Below are 19,214 nucleotides of genomic sequence, written 5' to 3' on the forward strand. Positions count from 1 at the left end.
TCCAATATGATGTTATCGTTAATGTTCGTTCCATCTTAGCAGAAATTTTTAAGAAATCTTGAACCACCTGTGCAAATTTCAACGGGTTTTTGCTGTGGTTTGGTAGAGCTCAGAATTTGATAAAATTAACCATAAAAAAGCCGGCAATTGCCGGCTTTGAATCTTAGTCCTGATCTTTTCTGGCTTTATAGTGGTAATTATAGTTATATCCGTAACCATAGCCATAACCACCGCTGCCACGTTGAACATCATTCAGAATCACGCCATTCACTTTGACTTTCGCCTGCTCAAAACGGTTGATGGTCAATTCAAGTTCTTTCATCTGAGTTTTGGCATGACGTACCACCAGCAGGTTTACACCAGCAGACTGTGCAATAATCACACCATCTGTGACTGCGAGGGCAGGTGGCGTATCAATCAGAATATGATCAAACTGGGCAGATAACTCGCTCAAAAGCACCTGGAACTTTTGTGAACCTAACAGCTCTGCAGGATTCGACGGGTTTTTACCCCGTGAAATAAAGTACAGGCCTTCATAGCTGTCTGCCTTGATGACCTGTTCCAAAGTATGGGTACCCAGCAGTAGCTCAGACAGTCCTGGGGCTGTATCCTGATTAAAGTACTTGTGTAAATAGCCGCGACGCATATCACCATCCATCACCAGGACTTTTTTACCGCCTTGCGCCAGAATGGCACCCAGATTTGCTGCAATAAAAGATTTACCTACTTCTGGGGCCGGACCAGAGATAGCAATAATATTATTTTTGGCTTCCGTCAGCGAGAAATGAATAGTCGTCCGGATACTGCGAATGCTTTCTACCGCAATATCGTCACTATCTTTAACTGCAAGAATAGGAATTGCTTTTTTCTTTTTCAGCAGCTTGGCACGGCTTTCTTGAACTGCTGAGCGCGGTACTGTGGCATAAACAGGAATATCCAGTTCATTCTCAATCTGTGCTGCATCTTTAATACCACTGCGCATCATATTACGTAACAGTGCGATTAAGGTGCCGAGGAAGCCACCGAGGAAAATTGACAGAATCAGAATCTGCAGTTTTTTTGGCGCAATGGGCTTAAGTGGTTCAACAGCGGTATCGACAATACGCACATTACCGATTTCACCCGCTTTGGCAATTCTTAACTGCTGATAAGAATTTAGCAGGGCCGTATACAGCTGCTGTTTGACTTCGACTTCGCGATACAGCTGTAAGTAACGGCGCTGTAAATCTGGTAGCTGTTTTAAGGTTCCATTCAGCTCGGCAATTCTGCTATTGATCGCAGCCAGTTGGGCCTCCATCTGCTGCATGACCGGATGTTCGCTGGTGTACTTCGCTGAAGCCTCAGCAACCGACTGTTCCAGCTGGGCTTTTTGGGTTTCCAGCGCAATACTTTGAGTTAAATACAACTCGGATTCTTTGGTTACATCGACAGTATTGGACTGCTGACGGAACTGGTTGAATTCACGTTCTGCCACATCCAGCTGCTGACGCAATTCAGGCAGCTGATCTTCCAGAAACTTGAGCGTTTGAGCCGTTTCTGCTGAACGACGTTCCACGTTCTGCTGGCGGTAGGCTTGCAGGATGGCATTTAGTACCTGGGTAATATGTGCTTTATCCTGGCCTTCATAATTTAAGCCCAGAATCCCGGTCATTTTACCTTTTTCTGCGACCGAGTAATTGGCCAGTAAACGATTTGCTGCAGCCGGTAGAGACTGTTTACTGATGAGATAACGGTCCTGGAACTGGTCCTGGCTGAAAATCGCCACCTTCCAGGTTCCATCAGGGTGAGTTGCCTGATTATTGCGGTTTAACAGGCCAGAAAAAACTACTTGGCCTGTTCTTGGATCGGTCAGACTAAACTGTTGTTCTTTAAATTGTAGTTCTAAAGTCTTGTCATAATAGGCCTGTGGAATATCGAACTGGCGGATATCAAACGCTTGATCGCCGTCTCTGAATAAAACGGATTGAGGCGAATATTCAGTTCGGTAATCATGCGGATTCAGCAGGCGATCGAACAGCGAATTTTTTGTTCCTGTAATCCGCACGTCCAAATTTAAACGATCAATTACGTCACCCAAGACCAAGCGTGATTTCAGGATTTCAATTTCTGCTTGGGCCGGTTGCTTCTGTTCGATCATGCTCGACATATCGCCGAGCAAAGCCGCAGATGCTCCTTTGCTTTCTTCGATCTGAACCAGCGCATCCACACGATAGGTATCTGGTGTAACGCGTAAATACAGTAAAGCCGCCACAATACTTAAAATGACGCAAAGGGCAATGAGTTTCCATTGAGCAATCAATGAGAAAAAGAGTTCTTTTAAATCAATGGTATCTTCAGCGTTGGTGGTTTGGCTCATAGTTTATTGTCATTCAATTATTTAAAGATGGGATATCCAGTCATTTACACACTGTTGAATCTGCTCAAAGGTGTGGTCAAAAAAGAGTTGATCCTGCTGGTAGGGGTCAGCAATATTTTTTGATTGCCAGTGCCCCAAGCGAAAAGTTTTGCCTTTGGCAAAAGGCCAGTGCTGCTCTAAATGCTGTTGCTGATTTTTACTCATGACCAGCACCAGATCGGCCTGTTTAATCATATCCCCAGTCAGTTTTTTGGCACGGTGAGCCTGCATATCCAGTCCGATGCCTTGCATACAGCGCTGGGCTTTCTCATCTGCCGGATAGCCGATCATGGCTGCAATACCGGCCGAATGGATCTGTCGTTCAGGTAGAGCCTGCTTGAGTAAATATTCCGCCATGGGACTGCGGCAGATATTGCCAACACAGACCACCAGAATATGCTTAAACTGCATTATTGCCCCAGCCGATCCAGATTATATAAGGCATTCGAGAATGGAATTATCTGGTTCAACACACGTTGCCAGCGCGCCAGACCTGAAGCATCGACATAGACAATATCATTACTGCGCATTTTAAACTGATTGGCTAGGCCAAAGTCAGCAATACTAGTGAGGTCCATCTGGTAAACTTCAGTATGGACAGCATTTGCCTGACTACGCACAATATAAATCTTGCTGCGGCTGGCAGACAGTGGATTTAGCCCCAAACTTTCACCTAATACATCACTTAAACTCATGCCTTGGTCCCGCAACGGTAAGGACTGATTTTTGCCAGATTCACCCATGACATAAATTTTTTGATTTTCGCGATTGTTCACATATAAAGTGTCATTGGGCTGGATCAATAAATTGTGTAGAGAAAGTCCAGCTTTTTCTAATTCTACGGTATTTAGCTGGTATGTACGTCCCTGACGAACTAAAGTCATAGAAGTATTATCCCCCTGTTGTGCATTGACACCACCCGCCATACCCAAGGCGGTATATACACTTACAGGTTGATCACTTAAATAAAACTGTCCGCCTTTCATGACATTGCCCTGAACCGAATAGCGCTGGCCCTGATAGGAAAGAACCCGGACAATGACATCCGGGGTTTTTAAATAACGTGATAGCTGGCTACGTAATTCTTGGTTGATCTGATTCAATGATTTACCTGCAGCTTTATAGCGGCCAATCATTGGAAACTGAATATAACCTTGTGAATCAATTTGGTAGCCATTTTTTTCATCCGAATTATTTCCTGAAATCTCAGGATAAGCCCAGAGATAAATTGACAGGATATCGCCCGGATTCAGACTGTAGCGACGATGTGCAGCACTAAACAAATGGGCATAATCTTGTTGAATGTTTTGTACAGCTGACTGAACAGTTAGTATAGAGTCTTGGGTGAGCCTAATCACGTTGACTGAAGTACCAAGTTCGGTTTGATAAACACCTTCTACTGGTAGATCATAGGTTTGCAGACCAGAGGTAACGGCGCAACCGGTCAAAGTCAGACCGCAAGTCAGTAAAAAAGCCAGTTGAATTTGTCGCACATGAAATCCTGTTTTTAATATTTAATTCGATAAATTTGCGATATTCTACCTGAGAAGTTTGTACTTTCTATAACAAAATGTATCTGATTATAATTGAATAGTGAGAGAAAAGGAGGCGGGCTTAGTTTAGCCTTATGAGATTTCTAGGAAAAATATTTTGAAATAAAATAAGAAAAATATTTAACAGGTATTGGCTTTTTGGTACTAAATCATAATCTAAATTTCATGTTTTTCTGCTAGTATTCCTGCCGAAAGATTTAAGCTTATTAAGCACATTATACAAATAAGGCGTGGAAATGCTATCTATTACAGATTTAAAAATTGCGGTGATTGGTCTAGGTTATGTAGGCTTGCCACTTGCAGTTGAATTTGGGAAAAAAGTACCAGTCGTTGGTTTTGATATCTACCAAAAACGAATTGATGAACTTAGAAGTGGTCAAGACCATACCCTAGAAGTTTCCCCAGAAGAACTCAAACAGGCAAATCAGCTCAGTTATTCAGCAAATTTAGAAGATTTAAAAAGCTGTAACTTTTTTATTGTGACTGTGCCTACCCCTATTGATGAATTTAAACAGCCAGACTTAACCCCGCTTGTTAAGGCTTCGACCAGTATTGGTCAGGTGCTTAAAAAAGGTGATGTGGTGGTCTATGAGTCCACAGTATATCCGGGAGCCACTGAAGAGACCTGTATTCCGGTTCTGGAACAGGTATCAGACCTGAAGTTCAATCAGGATTTCTTTGCCGGTTATAGTCCGGAACGAATTAACCCAGGTGATAAACTGCACCGAGTAACCAATATTCTGAAAATTACCTCAGGCTCTACCCCTGAAGTCGCTGAATTTATTGATCAGGTATATAACTTGGTGATTGAGGCAGGTACGCATAAAGCGACCAGCATTAAAGTAGCTGAAGCGGCCAAAGTTATTGAAAATACCCAGCGTGATGTCAATATTGCTTTGATCAATGAACTGGCAGTGATCTTTAATAAAATGGGCATTGATACTGAAGCGGTTTTGCAGGCTGCCGGTACCAAATGGAATTTCTTGCCATTCCGTCCAGGTCTGGTCGGAGGGCACTGTATTGGTGTCGATCCGTACTATTTAACTCATAAAGCACAGTCTATCGGTTATCACCCTGAAATTATTCTGGCGGGTCGCCGTTTAAATGATGGCATGGGGGCTTATGTGGTCACCCAGCTGGTCAAGGCGATGATCAAGAAAAAAATTCAGGTCGAAGGCGCCAAGGTTCTGGTTTTAGGCTTAAGTTTTAAAGAAAACTGCCCGGATATTCGTAACACCAAAATTATTGATATTGTCAATGAACTGACAGAATACAATATTGCTGCCGATGTGTATGACCCATGGGTGGACGCAAACGAAGCCCAACATGAATACCGGATTACTCCAGTCGCAAATCTGGAACAGGGTCAGTATGATGCTGTGATTCTGGCCGTTGCCCATGATCAGTTTAAAGCTATGGGCGCTGAAGCATTACGTGCCTTGGGCAAGTCCGCACATATTTTATATGACCTCAAATATGTACTGGATCAATCTGAATCTGACCTACGTCTGTAATTTATAGGGACCATAAAAATGAGCCAATATCAAACTGTATGCGAGCAATTACAACAAGCACCTAAAACCTGGTTAATTACCGGTGTGGCAGGCTTTATTGGCTCAAATTTACTGGAAACCCTGTTAAAGCTGAACCAAAATGTGGTGGGTCTGGATAATTTTGCTACAGGTCATCAGCATAATCTGGATGAAGTGCAAAGTCTGGTCAAGCCTGAACAGTGGGCAAGCTTCAAGTTTTACAAAGGTGATATACGGAATTTTGAAGACTGCCAGACAGCCTGTGCAGGAGTAGACTATGTGTTGCATCAGGCAGCATTAGGTTCTGTACCACGTTCGATTGCCGACCCGATTACCACCAATGCAGCCAATATTACCGGCTTTTTAAATATGTTGACTGCTGCACGTGATGCAGAAGTGAAAAGCTTTACCTATGCCGCCAGCAGTTCAACTTATGGCGACCATCCGGCACTGCCTAAAGTTGAAGATAATATCGGCAAGCCACTTTCGCCTTATGCAGTCACCAAATATGTAAATGAGCTGTATGCAGAAGTATTTTCACGGACGTATGGTTTTAAAGCCATCGGTTTACGTTACTTTAATGTCTTTGGCAAGCGTCAAGACCCGAATGGTGCCTATGCTGCTGTGATTCCGAAATGGACCGCAGCCATGATTGCCGGTGATGAGGTCTTCATTAATGGTGATGGTAAAACCAGTCGTGACTTCTGCTTTATTGAAAATACGGTTCAGGCCAATATTCTGGCAGCCACTACGCAAAATGATGAAGCTAAAAATCAGGTTTATAATGTGGCAGTCGGAGATCGTACTACGCTGAATGATTTGTTTGATGCCATTAAAGCTGCGTTAAATGAAAATGGTGTGACTTATACGAAAGAACCTTTATACCGGGACTTCCGTGCTGGTGATGTACGTCATTCACAAGCAAGTGTTGATAAAATTCAAAAGTTATTAGGTTATGCTTCTGAATATTCATTCCGAATAGGAATTAAAGAAACACTCAAATGGTATATCGTTAGATAAAAAAGTATAAGGTAGATTAGATTGTTTGAATATATAACACTATACCTCATATTATTATTTGCGGTCATTAGTCAAATTTACCAAAAACAACAAATGGCTTGGTTGTTGGTTTTTTATGGGCTAATTATAGGAACTTTTGTATCTGCATTTCGAGATATGATAGGTGGTTATGATATATACATATATGCTCAGTATTTCGAGTATATAGAATATAAAATTTTACCATATGAGCACGGTTATTATTTATATAATTTATTTTTAAGTTTTTTAAGTACTGATAGACAGATTTTATTTATTTGTACTGCAATATTGTTTTCCATAGCAATTTATAAAATATCTAATATTAAAAATATTAGATATTATACTGTTGTTTTATTTATTATATTTTGCAAGTTGTACTTTTATTCTTTTGTTTATTTAAGGCAAATCTTAGCGATTATAATAGTTTGGTGGGGATTATATTATTTAGTAAATAATAAGAAGAATTTTTTTATTTTTTTAGTTTTTCTTGCTTCAAGCTTTCACCTGAGTGCTTTGATAGTTTTGCCTCTATATTTTATGACAAATAGAATAAAAATTAATAATATTATACTGATCTATATTGTTGGATTTTTATTTGGTGTAATATTTAATATACAAACGCTATTTGGTTTTTTGGGTTCAGCTATTGATGATCAAAGAATTCAAGAGGGTGGAACTAATGCTCTTCAATTAAATTATTTTTATATTATAGAGGCAACTTTAATATTTTTTTGGTTTTTGTTGAATTATAAACTCTATAATAAGTATGAGAAAGATAAGATAATAATTTTTAATATTAGTATATATTATGTTTTTTTTGTTTTGCTGACAGTTAAAGATGCAACTGCAGTGAGAATGTGCTGGTATCTTTTGATAGGACCTGCATGGCTTTTCGCTTACAATTTAGATACTAGATTTAAAGGGTATAGGTTTTTTTGTATAATAGTTCTTCTATATTTTAGTATAGTATTTTTTAGAACAATGTTTTTGTGGGATGGTGGCGATTTTTTACCATATAAATCAATATATAGTGACGTGCTTAGAGAAGGACGTTGGAAAAACCTTGAGTATAGATAAATGTTAAGTATCGTTACCGCAACTTATAATAGAGAGCTTCTATTACCAAGATTATATAAGAGTTTAACTGAACAGTCTTGTCAAGATTTTGAATGGATAATTGTCGATGATGGTAGTGCAGATAATACTATTAGTTTGTTAAAAGAATGGACTTTAGAAAAAAAAATTAATATTAAGTTCTTTAAACAGGCGAATAGTGGAAAACATGTTGCGCTTAATTTGGCTTTTAAAAACTCAGGTGCTGAATTTATATTAATAGTTGATAGTGATGATTTATTATCTTATGATGCAGTTGAGATTATAAATTCAAAAATACTTGAGATTAAAAAAAACAAAGATTATGAAAAACTATCAGGTATTTGCTTTCCGAAAGCTGATCTGAATGGTATTTTAATAGGGAGCATTCATAATAATTCACCACTTACTTGTAATTATCTAGATTATAGATATAAATATAAAATCTATGGTGATAAGATGGAAGTGTATAAAAGAAAAGTATTACTTGAATTTCCATTTCCAGAGTTCGAAAATGAAAAGTTTTGTCCTGAAGCATTGATTTGGAATCGTATCTCTCAAAAGTATACAATGGTATTTTACAGTGATATTGTATATTTGTGTGAGTATCAGCAAAATGGTTTAACTAGTAAAATTTATGAAATTAGAAAAAATTCACCTCAGGCAACTTTACAATATTATTTTGAACTAAGTTTGCTTGATATTCCTATTTTAATTAAGTTAAAGGCTATTTTAAATTATTGGAGATTTTACATTGTTAGTCAAGGATCAACATATTCTTTAAATAAGCCAAAAGGATTCCTAAGTAATATTGGGAGATTATTTATTTATTTTTTATATATTTTAAAATTAATTTAGAGGCTAAAATTGTTTCTTAATAGTGTGAAATGGGGGGGGGTCAATACTCTTGCCCAACAGGGCTCAAATTTATTACGTATTTCATTACTAAGTATTTTTTTAGGTCCAAATGTTTTAGGCGAATATGCATTAGCTGCTACTATTTTTGCTGCAATTTCTATACTGGTGGATTTGGGATTGAAACAGTTGTATGTCGCAGGGCAGTTGGATATTAATGAAGTTAGTCAAGAAATAGTAACTTCCACCATATGGTGGTTAAATGCTATTTGTCGCCTCATTATTATTTTTATTATTTTTATTGTTTGGTTTATTGTTTTTTTATTTAATTCAGATTTTGAATGGCTAGATATGACACTTGTATTGTCACTGAGTATATTTATTTCAGCAATAAGCAACTCTATTTTTTTAACTTATGAGAGAATGGGTAATTTTAAATATCAGGCAATTTTAACTCTATCTTCTGAATTGATGGCTCTAATATTTTTCTCAATTTTTTTGTACTCTAATTTTGGAGTTTGGGGGCTTGTTTTATCACAACTTATTGCCTCAATTGTATTTGCTATATTCTCTTATTTATTTTTTCCATTAAAAAAAATTTTTTCTTTTAATAAAAAAGTAGCTACGCTGGCTTTTGACCAAGGTAAAAATTTTATAAAAATATCAGCTACAACTTTTACAACATATAGTTTTGATAAATTAATTTTAGGTTTTTTTGTGTCTAATGAGGCATTAAGTTTATATTATGTAGCACAAAAGATTTGTGAAATACCGGCACAATTCCTTACTTTGGTTATTAATAGGGCTTTACTACCTTTTTTAAGAATTCAATATGAGGCTAAGAAACATCGTCAAGTTTTTCTCCTTTTAGTTTCCAAGTTAAAAATACTTTTTGTATTCACTTTATTTTTTTCATTATTAATATTATTTTTTAATATTTTAGTGGATTTAAAGGAGTGGGAGCATGTATTTAATTTAATACCTTGGATATTGATTGGGGTGATCTTAAGAAGTATGACGCAATTACTTGGAACTTTATTTGTTTTAAATGGAAAAATTTCAATTGATGCTAATTATAAAGTTCAAGAAGCCATAATTTATGTTATATTAATGCCTTTTTTTGCATGGATTTTTGGTTTGTATGGAGTGGTAACTTCTTTTATTATTATCTATTCAATAACATTTTATCGTCGATATATATATATTAAGGATATCTAAATTGTTTTATTTGTCTATTGTTATTCCTGTTTTTAATGGTGCTCCTAATATTTCTAACACTATTGAAAGTATAATTACTAATAATACTATTGGTAATATGAAAGACAAGATTGAAATAGTTGTAATTGATGATGGGTCAACAGACAATACTAAAAATATTGTTTATTCTTTTATAGAAAAAAATAAGAGTTATACAATTAGATACTTTTATCAGGAAAATAGTGGTTTAAGTTGTGCTCGTAATAAGGGACTAAAATGTTCATTAGGAAAATATATATGGTTTTTTGATGCTGATGATCTTCTTGTAGATGACAACTTAAAAACCATATTTACTTGGGTGACTGATGGCCAAGTAGATGTTATATCTTTTAAGAGTCAACTAATAAAAGATAATATTTTATATGGTTATGGTTGTGATTTTCCTGTAGAAAAAAATAAGTGTATTAATGGTTTGAATGCTTTTGAACAGGGTTATAGTCCTTCATCAGTTTGTTGTCTTATTATAAAAAAAGATTTGTTTTTTTCAAGAAATATTTTTTTCTATCCTAATATTTCTCATCAAGATGTTGAATTAACAGCAAAATTACTCATAAGTGTAGAGAAAATTATTTTTCTAAATATTGCTCCTTATGGATATGTTTATAATTCAGATTCTATCTCTAAATCTAAAACTAGGGAAAAATATATAAAATATACACTGGATAATTTAGTGGTAGCCGATTCTTTGAAAGATTATTATTCTTCTTTAGAAGATAATAAAAAAAAATATATATTAAGAGTGATTAATAACATTATTTGGAATTATATTTACAATTTATTTATTTCTAGAAGATATATTGACTTTCATATGTTAAATTTATTTTTAGATAAATTATTTTCTTCTAACTCCTATCCCATGCAAGGAAAAATGGAAACAAAATTTCAAAAAATGACATCTATTTTTTTTAAAAATCCTACGATATTAAAGGTAACTCTATTTTTTTTATATAGGTTGTTCAAATGAATCTTTCCATCATCATACCAGTATTTAATAGCTCTGATTTGTTAGCTAGATTGCTATACAGTATATTTGAAAAAAACATGGAATGTGTTTCTTTACAGATAGTGATTGTTGATGACGGTTCAAAAGTACTAGTTGATAATGAACTAGATAAAATAAAAAAAATAGCATTAATAAAAAATATAGAATTAATGGTTATTCGTCAGCAGAATTCAGGACCTGCTATCGCTAGAAATACAGGGTTAAATTATGCTAAAGGGGATTATATTTGGTTTTGTGATGCAGATGACTATATTTTAGGAGAATGTTTTAATAGTTTTGTTAAGAAATACCCATTTCAAATATTAGAATTTGGTTATTATGATGAATGTATAAAATATTATTATATACCTGACTATAAAAAATCTATTTCTACACTTGATTATTTAAAAAAAACAGACGGCCGATTTTATCTTTGGAATAAAGTTTTTCATAAAAGTGTTTTGAAAAATCAATACTTTGATGAGAGGCTTCTGAGTTTGGAAGATTATATTTACTGTATTTATATTTTTAGTAAAGACTATTATATTACTCCTTTACATGAGGTGTTTTATGAGTATAAGTTTAATGAGCAATCTATCACTAAAAAAATTGACGAAGAAAAAAAGATAAAAATATCATATAATACATTTATTGTTCATCAAGAGATAATAAAAATAATGAGAGGAAATCAGAAGTTCTTCTTTGTTTTTGAGAGACTATTTGCTATAAGTTTAGCAGGTTATATTTTTAGTTTGATTAAACTTAAATATAAAAAGCATTACTTTGTGGAAGCATTTTATTTTTATTTGAATAATAATATTAGATATATTAGTCCCTTTTACTTTTTTAATTTTAGGCAAATAAAATTGTTTGTTTTTATTTGTTTAATAAATTTATTTTTAATGATTTTTTTAGTTAAGAAAAAGATTGCTAAGGTTTAATTTCTATGAAAATTTTATATGTAATTACTGGTTTGAGCTTAGGTGGAGCTGAAAAAGTAGTTACTGAATTAGCAGACAAAATGGTCTTAAAAGGCCATGAAGTTAAGATTGCCTATTTAACAGGTAAAGTTTCAGTTAAACCAAACTCTGAACAAATTGAAATTATTGCCTTAGGATTAAATAGTATTGTTGACTTACTCAAGGCTTCATTACGTTATCGTCAACTTATTAAAACTTATAAACCTGATATTGTGCATGCTCATATGGTACATGCTAATATTTTTACGCGTATAAATCGTATTGGCTGTGCGATACCAAAGTTAATTTGTACGGCTCATAATTCTAATGAGGGTGGAAGACTCAGAATGATTGCCTATCGATTAACAAATTTTTTATCTGATTTTAATAGTAATGTTAGTCAAGAAGCGACAGAGTCTTTAATTAGTAAAGGTGCATTTAATAAAAATAATTTAACCACCGTGTATAATGGAATCGATTTAAGTAAATTTAAATCATTTAAAACAGCGAAAAAAAATGATGAAATAATGGTTTTATCGGTAGGTCGGTTTAATGAACAAAAGGATTATCCTAATTTATTTAAAGCCATAAAAATCTTAAAAGATAATAGTCTTATTGAAAAAGTTAAGTTTTATATCGCTGGTGATGGTGAACTTCGCCCCTATTTGGAAAAAACTATCGAAGATTATGGGATTAAGAATAATGTTGTACTGCTAGGGAAAAGATCTGATATTCCTGAGCTTTTAAATCAAGCGGATTACTTTGTACTTTCGTCTCGGCATGAAGGACTACCAACTGTTGTAATAGAGGCTATGGCTTGTGAAAAGTTTGTTGTCGCTACAGACTGTGGTGGTAGTGCAGAAATTTTGGGGGAAACAGGAATATTAGTACCTATTGAAGATTCAGAAGCACTAGCAAAAGGGTTAGAACAGGCAATCAGCTTAACGGGAGATCAAATAAGAAATAATGGAAAATTGGCTAGAGAAAGAGTCGAAAAGTTATTTTCTTTAGAAGCAAGTATAAATAAATGGTTGGCTTTATATGAAGCTAAATAAAAAAATTGTCTTGATTGGCACAGTTGCATCTAGCTTCTATGGCTTTCGTGCAGATTTAATTCGTACATTCTTAAAAAAAGGTCATCAAGTTTATGCGTTTACTTCTGAATATACGGCAGAAGACCTAAAAAAAATAGAAAAGTTGGGTGCTACACCAATTACATATACATTAAACCGTGGTGGATTGAACCCACTTGCAGATATGATTGCAACTTATCAACTTTCAAAAAAAATTAAAGCAATTAATCCTGACCTTGTATTTTCTTATTTTTCTAAACCTGTCATTTTTGGTACTTTAGCAGCCAAATTAGCTAAAGCTCCGCGTGTTGTTGGTATGCTAGAAGGTCTAGGCTATACCTTTACAGAGCAGCCAGAAGGCTTAAGTAAAAAAACTCAGCTCATAAAAAAAATACAGGTTTTTTTATATAAATTAGCATTACCACAACTTGATCAGCTTATTTTTTTAAATCCTGATGACCCTAAAGATTTACTTGAAAAGCATGCTATAAGCGTCAAAAGTGTAGAAGTTTTAGGTGGGATTGGCTTAAATTTAAAAGACTATCCATATCAACCATTGCGTAATATTCACTTGCCCCTTAAATTTTTATTTATTGGTCGGTTATTGAATGAAAAAGGGATACATGAATTTGTTCAGGCGGCAAAACTGGTAAAGAAAATATATCCCGATACAGAGTTTACAGTGCTTGGTGCAATAGACCATCATAATTTAGGTGCTTTACAACAAACAGAATTGGATAGTTTAATTTCCTCTAATATTATTAATTATCCTGGGCATGTGAGTAATATCAAAGACTGGATTGCTGACAGTCATGTATTTGTATTGCCATCGTATCGTGAGGGAGTGCCAAGAAGTACCCAAGAAGCAATGGCAATAGGACGTGCAATTATTACCACAGATGTACCTGGTTGTAGAGAAACGGTTGTAGATGGTATAAATGGATTTTTAGTACCAAAATGGAATCCTGAGGCTTTGGCTGAAAAAATGATTTATTTTATTGAGCATCCAGAACAGATTCGTATTATGGGCAATGAAAGTCATAAAATAGCAATTGAAAAGTTTGATGCGGAAAAGGTTAATCAAAAATTACTTAAAATATTAGGTCTTTAAATGTTAAAACGTTTACTCGATATTATAATTGCATCAATCGCACTAATTTTATTATCTCCTCTCTATCTTTATGTTGCTTATAAAGTACGTAAAAATTTAGGTTCACCAGTTATTTTTCGTCAGGTGCGTCCCGGTTTACATGGTAAACCTTTTGAAATGATTAAGTTCCGTACCATGACGGATGAGCGTGATGCAGAAGGGAACTTGTTGCCTAATGAACAGCGGTTGCCAAAATTTGGAAAAATGTTACGTGCTACCAGTCTGGATGAAATGCCAGAACTATGGAACGTGATTAAAGGTGATATGAGTATTGTGGGGCCACGCCCACTTCTTATGGATTATTTGCCTTTATATAATGAAGAACAAGCCAAACGTCATAATGTACGACCAGGTATGACAGGATATGCTCAGGTGAATGGGCGAAACTCAATTAGCTGGGAAGAAAAATTTAAACTGGATACCTGGTACGTCGAAAATCGGTCAATCTGGCTTGATTTTAAAATTATGTTTCAAACAATAAAAAAAGTTCTAGTCAAAGAAGGTATTAACCAGTCTGAAGAAGTAACGATGACTCGTTTCATGGGTAATAAAGAAGATGAGCAGTAGTTCAAAATATCTATATGCAGTCTATGGTGCTAGTGGTTTTGGTCGTGGAGTGATGCCGTTAGCACGTGAACAATTGATTGCTGAAAATACTGAAAATTACGAGCTTGTATTTATTGATGATGGTGAAAATAAACAGGTTGTCAATGGACATCAGGTTTATAGTTTTGAAGAATTTCTTAGATTGGATGCTGTTGATAAATATGTGGCTATTGCGATAGCCAATAGTCATGTTCGAGAAAAACTTACTCAAAAAATTGATTTACATAATTTAAAGCATTGGTCAGTAAGTGCATCTACAACTATTCGTATGGATGAAGTGCAAATAGGTGAAGGTGCTATTTTATGTAATTACGTACATTTTACTTCTAATATCAAGGTTGGTAAATTTTTTCACGCTAATTACTTTAGTTATGTAGCACACGATTGCATTATTGGCGATTATGTTACCTTTGCTCCCGGGGTGAAATGCAATGGCAATATTCATATCGAGGATCATGCCTATATTGGTACAAGTGCTGTGATTAAACAGGGTACACCTGACAAGCCTTTAGTGATTGGTAAGGGTGCGGTAGTGGGTATGGGTGCTGTGGTCACCAAGAGCGTTCCACCGGGTGTGACCGTAGTTGGCAGTCCAGCAAGAATTCTAGAGAAAAAATAAGTTTTTAAATTTTAAAAATTCAGGAAACATCATGTTAAACACTGCATTTGAACCATGGCCAAGTTTTACCCAGGAAGAAGCGGATGCGGTTTCCCGGGTTTTATTGTCGAATAAAGTCAACTACTGGACTGGACAGGAATGCCGCGAGTTCGAAAAAGAATTTGCCCGGTTTGCAGAAACCAAATATGCAGTGGCATTGGCCAATGGTACTGTCGCCTTAGATATTGCACTAAAAGCCTTAGGCATCGGAGCAGGGGATGACGTGATTGTGACTTCACGTACCTTTTTAGCCTCGGCCAGCTCCATTGTAACAGCAGGTGCCAACCCAATCTTTGCAGATGTAGAACTTGATTCACAAAACATTTCTGCCCGTACCATTGAAGCAGTATTGACGCCAAATACTAAAGCGATTATCTGTGTACATTTGGCAGGCTGGATGTGCGATATGGATCCGATCATGCAATTGGCTGCCGATAAAGGCCTGTATGTGATCGAAGACTGTGCACAGGCGCATGGCGCGAAATACAAAGGTAAATCTGCCGGTTCAATCGGTCATGTTGCGGCCTGGTCCTTCTGTCAGGACAAGATTATGACCACAGGCGGTGAAGGCGGCATGGTGACCACCAATGATGAAAACCTGTGGAAAAAAATGTGGTCCTATAAAGACCATGGCAAGAACTTTGACAGCATCTATAACAAGCAGCATCCACCGGGTTTCCGCTGGCTGCATGACTCTTTTGGTACCAACTGGCGCATGATGGAAATGCAGGCTGTGATTGGTCGTATCCAGCTGAAAAAAATGCCGGAATGGACTGCAAAACGCCTTGCCAATATGGAAAAAATTTATGCGGCATTTGCAGACAGTCCATATTTTAGCGTTCATCGTCCATCCGATGATTATGTGCATGCTGCCTATAAATGTTATGTGCAGGTCAATATCGAGGCTTTGACTGAAGGCTGGTCACGTGACCGGATCATGCAGGAAATCAGTGCGCTGAATGTACCTTGTTTCAGTGGCTCCTGTTCAGAAGTCTATCTCGAGCATGCGTTTAATGGCACGCCATGGCGTCCAGCACAGCGTTTGAAAAATGCGCAGCAATTGGGGGAAACCAGTCTGATGTTTTTAGTTCATCCGACTTTAAGTGATGAAAGTATTAACAAAACTGTGACGGCAATTCAACAGGTCATTAATAGTATAGTTGCTTAAACTTTTGCAAGATAAGTGCACCGTATTCGGTGCATTTCTCTATATAATATCGCTCTAAGTTATTAATAAAGTCGTGATTCATTAAAAATTTATTAAAATTGAGAAAACGTACCCAGTGAAATCGATCATTACACCCTTTGTAGAATCACCACGAGTCGCCAAACTCGCATTTTTGATTATTCTGGATTTTTGTGTTTTTCCGATCTTGACCTGGCTGTGTTATGCCATTCGCCTTTTTGATTTAGGCGCGGAGGTGGTACCTAATCTGCCGTTTGGTACGCTCTGGGTCAGTATGATTGCAGTTGCATCGCTTTTTATCTGTGGGGTCTACCGCTTCATTGTCCGTACTTATAATGAAGTGTTTATGATCAAAATGGGGCTGGCGACTGCCTTGACTGTCGCCGGCCTGTATGCGCTGGCTTATTTTACTCCAGCCTTTATTCCGACCTCTATTCCGCTGATGTTTGGCTTTATGATGTTTGCCTGGATCTGGTTTAGCCGTGGCATCATCCGCTTTATTATCCGTTCCTATTTGCAGGCCGACGTACAGAAAAAACGCATTGCGATTTATGGGGCGGGTCATGCAGGCCAACAGGTTGCTGCTGCACTTTATCGTTCCAATGCGCATTTGCCGGTCATGTTTATTGATGACAAACGCTCATTGACTGGACAACAGCTGGGTCGACTCAAAGTCTATGACGCCCAGACGGCCCTCAAGCTCATGCGCAAGCAAAAAATTGATGAAATCCTGATTGCCTTGCCCTCGGTCGGGCGGGTCCGCAAAAGTGAAATCATTAAATTTTTGGAACCGGCACATTTAAAAATTACCGAAATTCCGGGGCTGACTAAACTGGTCGATGGTGAAATCCGTATTTCTGATATTCAGGAAGTCGATATTATTGACTTGCTGGGGCGTGATCCGGTGCCCCCAGTGCCGGAGCTTCTGGCCAGAAATATTCAAGATAAAGTAGTGATGGTCACCGGTGCAGGCGGCTCGATTGGTTCGGAGCTGTGCCGGCAGATTGTGAAAAACCAGCCGGCAAAAATCGTTATTTTTGAATTAACCGAGTTTGCCCTGTATAACATTGATAAAGAACTACGTTTAATGTCTCAGTGTGAGATTATTCCGATTCTGGGCTCGGTGCTGGATCAGCAAAAACTGGAACGTGTGATTGAGCAGTATGCAGTACAAACCGTCTATCATGCGGCAGCGTATAAGCATGTACCGCTGGTCGAGTGTAATCCGCTAGCGGGCCTGAAAAACAATGCAGTAGGAACGGCCTTCAGCGTGAATGCTGCGGTGAAAAAAGGTGTAGAAACCTTTGTGCTGATCTCAACCGATAAAGCGGTACGTCCGACCAATGTCATGGGTGCCAGTAAACGTATGGCAGAACTTTACTGTCAGGCGATGGCAGAGGCGCAACAGCAGACCCAGATCAGTATCGTCCGTTTTGGTAATGTGCTCGGTTCCTCTGGTTCGGTGGTACCACTGTTTAAACAGCAGATTCTCAAGGGTGGTCCGATTACCGTGACCCATCCGGATGTCACCCGCTACTTTATGACCATTCCGGAGGCTTCACAGCTGGTGATTCAGGCCGGTGCCTTGGGCGTGGGTGGCGATGTGTTCCTGCTGGATATGGGGGAACCGGTGCGTATTCAGGATCTGGCCCGTCAAATGATTGCCTTGAGTGGGTTGAAAGTTCGTGATGAGCAGCATCCGGAGGGTGATATTGCAATTCAATATGCCGGTTTGCGTCCAGGTGAAAAACTGTATGAAGAATTGCTGATTGATCAGGAAAATACCGAGCTTACGTCACACAGTCGTATTCTAAGATCATTTGAAAAACACGTTCCGTTACAGGAAATTACACAAGTGTTTGATAAAATGCAGGAACTTTCTGCCATGCAGGCAGATATCGACTGGGCCTTGTCACAGCTTGAATATTATGTTGATGGCTATCAACGTGGTAAAGAAATTAAAGTTAATTAAGTGAAGTTTATTTATGATTAAGAAAGCCATTTTGCCAGTCGCAGGTTTGGGTACCCGTTTTCTCCCAGCCAGCAAATCTATTCCTAAGGAAATGGTGACGGTGGTAGACCGCCCAGCGATTGAATACGTGGTGAAAGAAGCGGTCGCTGCGGGAATTGAGCAGATTATCCTGGTCACCCATAGCTCCAAAGCCTCAATTGAAAACTATTTTGATCGTAGTTTTGAGCTGGAAACCACCTTGGAGCAAAAAAAGAAATTTGACCTGCTTAAGGAAATCACTGAAATTCTGCCGCCACATGTCAGTGTGATCAGTGTACGCCAACCACAACCCCTTGGTTTAGGTCATGCCGTGCTCTGTGCCAAAGCAGTGGTGGGTCAAGAAGACTTTGCTGTACTACTCCCAGATGTATTGGTCAAAGACTCAGACACAGAAAATGATTTAAGCCTGATGATTCAGCGCTTTAATGAATCACAAGCTTCGCAGATTATGGTTGAAGCCGTACCGGATCATCTGGTGGATCAGTATGGCATTGTGGATGTCGCAGAATCACCTGCTGAAGGACAAAGCATCGTGATGCAAGGTATTGTAGAAAAGCCGGCGGTGGGAACGGCGCCTTCAAATTTATCGGTAGTGGGCCGTTATATCCTGCCGGCAAAAATCATGCAGTTACTGGAACAGACCCCACGTGGTGCAGGCAATGAAATCCAGCTGACCGATGCGATTGCCATGTTACAGCAGACTGATACGGTAGAGGCCTATCGCATGAAAGGCCAGACCTTTGACTGTGGCAGCAAACTGGGCTATCTGAAAGCTGTATTGCACTATGGTGTGGATCATCCGGTACTGGGTGAGTCCTTTAAAGCCCTGATTCAGGAACTGAAGCTCTAAATACAGACTTTAAC

General features: G+C 37.5%; 17 protein-coding genes. 14 read left to right on the top strand and 3 right to left on the bottom strand.

Translation table 11 applies throughout. The features are described from left to right. Positions 1-163: 163 nt before the first annotated feature. The 3 genes from B3D47_RS03970 to B3D47_RS03980 are packed head-to-tail and all read right to left on the bottom strand — an operon-like array spanning position 164 to position 3,888. On the bottom strand, positions 164-2,356 hold the full coding sequence (locus B3D47_RS03970; protein ID WP_286860036.1) for a polysaccharide biosynthesis tyrosine autokinase: 2,193 nt from the start codon (positions 2,354-2,356) through the stop codon (positions 164-166). 21 nt (positions 2,357-2,377) lie between these two features. Further along, the gene (locus B3D47_RS03975; RefSeq protein WP_286860038.1) at positions 2,378-2,806 is read right to left on the bottom strand and encodes a low molecular weight protein-tyrosine-phosphatase; all 429 of its coding nucleotides are present in this window, start codon (positions 2,804-2,806) and stop codon (positions 2,378-2,380) included. Next, entirely contained in the window at positions 2,806-3,888 is a 1,083-nt protein-coding gene (locus B3D47_RS03980; protein ID WP_286860040.1) for a polysaccharide biosynthesis/export family protein, read from the bottom strand. The genes B3D47_RS03975 and B3D47_RS03980 overlap by 1 nt, the downstream gene beginning before the upstream one ends. A gap of 296 nt (positions 3,889-4,184) precedes the next feature. Between B3D47_RS03980 and tviB the strand changes: the two genes are divergently transcribed. The 14 genes from tviB (at position 4,185) to galU (ending at position 19,200) form a co-directional block, all read left to right on the top strand. Then, positions 4,185-5,462, top strand: coding sequence for a Vi polysaccharide biosynthesis UDP-N-acetylglucosamine C-6 dehydrogenase TviB (gene tviB / locus B3D47_RS03985; RefSeq protein WP_286860042.1), 1,278 nt, complete (start codon positions 4,185-4,187; stop codon positions 5,460-5,462). A gap of 18 nt (positions 5,463-5,480) precedes the next feature. Continuing rightward, positions 5,481-6,500 carry an NAD-dependent epimerase/dehydratase family protein gene (locus tag B3D47_RS03990; RefSeq protein ID WP_286860044.1) on the top strand — a complete coding sequence of 340 codons (1,020 nt, stop codon included), beginning with the start codon at positions 5,481-5,483 and terminating at the stop codon, positions 6,498-6,500. A gap of 21 nt (positions 6,501-6,521) precedes the next feature. Next, positions 6,522-7,598, top strand: a complete 1,077-nt coding sequence (locus B3D47_RS03995) for an EpsG family protein (protein WP_286860046.1) — start codon at positions 6,522-6,524, stop codon at positions 7,596-7,598. After that, positions 7,599-8,471: a glycosyltransferase family 2 protein gene (locus tag B3D47_RS04000; protein WP_286860048.1), complete on the top strand. Its 873-nt coding sequence runs from the start codon at positions 7,599-7,601 to the stop codon at positions 8,469-8,471. It abuts the gene before it with no gap. A gap of 9 nt (positions 8,472-8,480) precedes the next feature. Continuing rightward, on the top strand, positions 8,481-9,686 hold the full coding sequence (locus B3D47_RS04005) for an oligosaccharide flippase family protein (protein ID WP_286860050.1): 1,206 nt from the start codon (positions 8,481-8,483) through the stop codon (positions 9,684-9,686). Between the two features lies 1 nt (position 9,687). Then, a complete protein-coding gene (locus B3D47_RS04010) occupies positions 9,688-10,689 on the top strand; it encodes a glycosyltransferase family 2 protein (protein WP_286860052.1) in 1,002 nt (333 codons plus the stop codon). Beyond that, positions 10,686-11,648, top strand: a complete 963-nt coding sequence (locus B3D47_RS04015; protein WP_286860054.1) for a glycosyltransferase family 2 protein — start codon at positions 10,686-10,688, stop codon at positions 11,646-11,648. Before B3D47_RS04010 ends, B3D47_RS04015 begins: the two co-directional genes overlap by 4 nt. A gap of 5 nt (positions 11,649-11,653) precedes the next feature. Further along, a complete protein-coding gene (locus tag B3D47_RS04020; RefSeq protein WP_286860056.1) occupies positions 11,654-12,721 on the top strand; it encodes a glycosyltransferase in 1,068 nt (355 codons plus the stop codon). After that, complete coding sequence (locus B3D47_RS04025) at positions 12,708-13,850, top strand: glycosyltransferase family 4 protein (protein WP_286860058.1); 1,143 nt, start codon at positions 12,708-12,710, stop codon at positions 13,848-13,850. Before B3D47_RS04020 ends, B3D47_RS04025 begins: the two co-directional genes overlap by 14 nt. Further along, complete coding sequence (locus B3D47_RS04030) at positions 13,851-14,456, top strand: sugar transferase (protein ID WP_286860060.1); 606 nt, start codon at positions 13,851-13,853, stop codon at positions 14,454-14,456. Next, on the top strand, positions 14,446-15,114 hold the full coding sequence (locus B3D47_RS04035; protein WP_286860062.1) for a NeuD/PglB/VioB family sugar acetyltransferase: 669 nt from the start codon (positions 14,446-14,448) through the stop codon (positions 15,112-15,114). Before B3D47_RS04030 ends, B3D47_RS04035 begins: the two co-directional genes overlap by 11 nt. Positions 15,115-15,145: 31 nt before the next feature. Beyond that, positions 15,146-16,321: a DegT/DnrJ/EryC1/StrS family aminotransferase gene (locus tag B3D47_RS04040; protein WP_286860064.1), complete on the top strand. Its 1,176-nt coding sequence runs from the start codon at positions 15,146-15,148 to the stop codon at positions 16,319-16,321. Positions 16,322-16,436: 115 nt separating this feature from the next. Next, positions 16,437-18,311: a nucleoside-diphosphate sugar epimerase/dehydratase gene (locus B3D47_RS04045; protein ID WP_286860066.1), complete on the top strand. Its 1,875-nt coding sequence runs from the start codon at positions 16,437-16,439 to the stop codon at positions 18,309-18,311. A gap of 13 nt (positions 18,312-18,324) precedes the next feature. After that, positions 18,325-19,200: a UTP--glucose-1-phosphate uridylyltransferase GalU gene (gene galU, locus B3D47_RS04050; RefSeq protein WP_184104240.1), complete on the top strand. Its 876-nt coding sequence runs from the start codon at positions 18,325-18,327 to the stop codon at positions 19,198-19,200. Positions 19,201-19,214: the final 14 nt, after the last annotated feature.

It is taken from the genome of Acinetobacter sp. UBA3461, assembly GCF_002381195.1.
Classification (GTDB): Bacteria; Pseudomonadota; Gammaproteobacteria; order Pseudomonadales; family Moraxellaceae; genus Acinetobacter; species Acinetobacter schindleri.

Bases quoted from the DNA above. Each gene is read 5' to 3' on its own strand.
- B3D47_RS03970 (WP_286860036.1), bottom strand. From the start codon at position 2,356: ATGAGCCAAACCACCAACGCTGAAGATACCATTGATTTAAAAGAACTC.
- B3D47_RS03975 (WP_286860038.1), bottom strand. From the start codon at position 2,806: ATGCAGTTTAAGCATATTCTGGTGGTCTGTGTTGGCAATATCTGCCGC.
- tviB (WP_286860042.1), top strand. From the start codon at position 4,185: ATGCTATCTATTACAGATTTAAAAATTGCGGTGATTGGTCTAGGTTAT.
- B3D47_RS03990 (WP_286860044.1), top strand. From the start codon at position 5,481: ATGAGCCAATATCAAACTGTATGCGAGCAATTACAACAAGCACCTAAA.
- B3D47_RS04000 (WP_286860048.1), top strand. From the start codon at position 7,599: ATGTTAAGTATCGTTACCGCAACTTATAATAGAGAGCTTCTATTACCA.
- B3D47_RS04015 (WP_286860054.1), top strand. From the start codon at position 10,686: ATGAATCTTTCCATCATCATACCAGTATTTAATAGCTCTGATTTGTTA.
- B3D47_RS04020 (WP_286860056.1), top strand. From the start codon at position 11,654: ATGAAAATTTTATATGTAATTACTGGTTTGAGCTTAGGTGGAGCTGAA.
- B3D47_RS04025 (WP_286860058.1), top strand. From the start codon at position 12,708: ATGAAGCTAAATAAAAAAATTGTCTTGATTGGCACAGTTGCATCTAGC.
- B3D47_RS04030 (WP_286860060.1), top strand. From the start codon at position 13,851: ATGTTAAAACGTTTACTCGATATTATAATTGCATCAATCGCACTAATT.
- B3D47_RS04035 (WP_286860062.1), top strand. From the start codon at position 14,446: ATGAGCAGTAGTTCAAAATATCTATATGCAGTCTATGGTGCTAGTGGT.
- B3D47_RS04040 (WP_286860064.1), top strand. From the start codon at position 15,146: ATGTTAAACACTGCATTTGAACCATGGCCAAGTTTTACCCAGGAAGAA.
- galU (WP_184104240.1), top strand. From the start codon at position 18,325: ATGATTAAGAAAGCCATTTTGCCAGTCGCAGGTTTGGGTACCCGTTTT.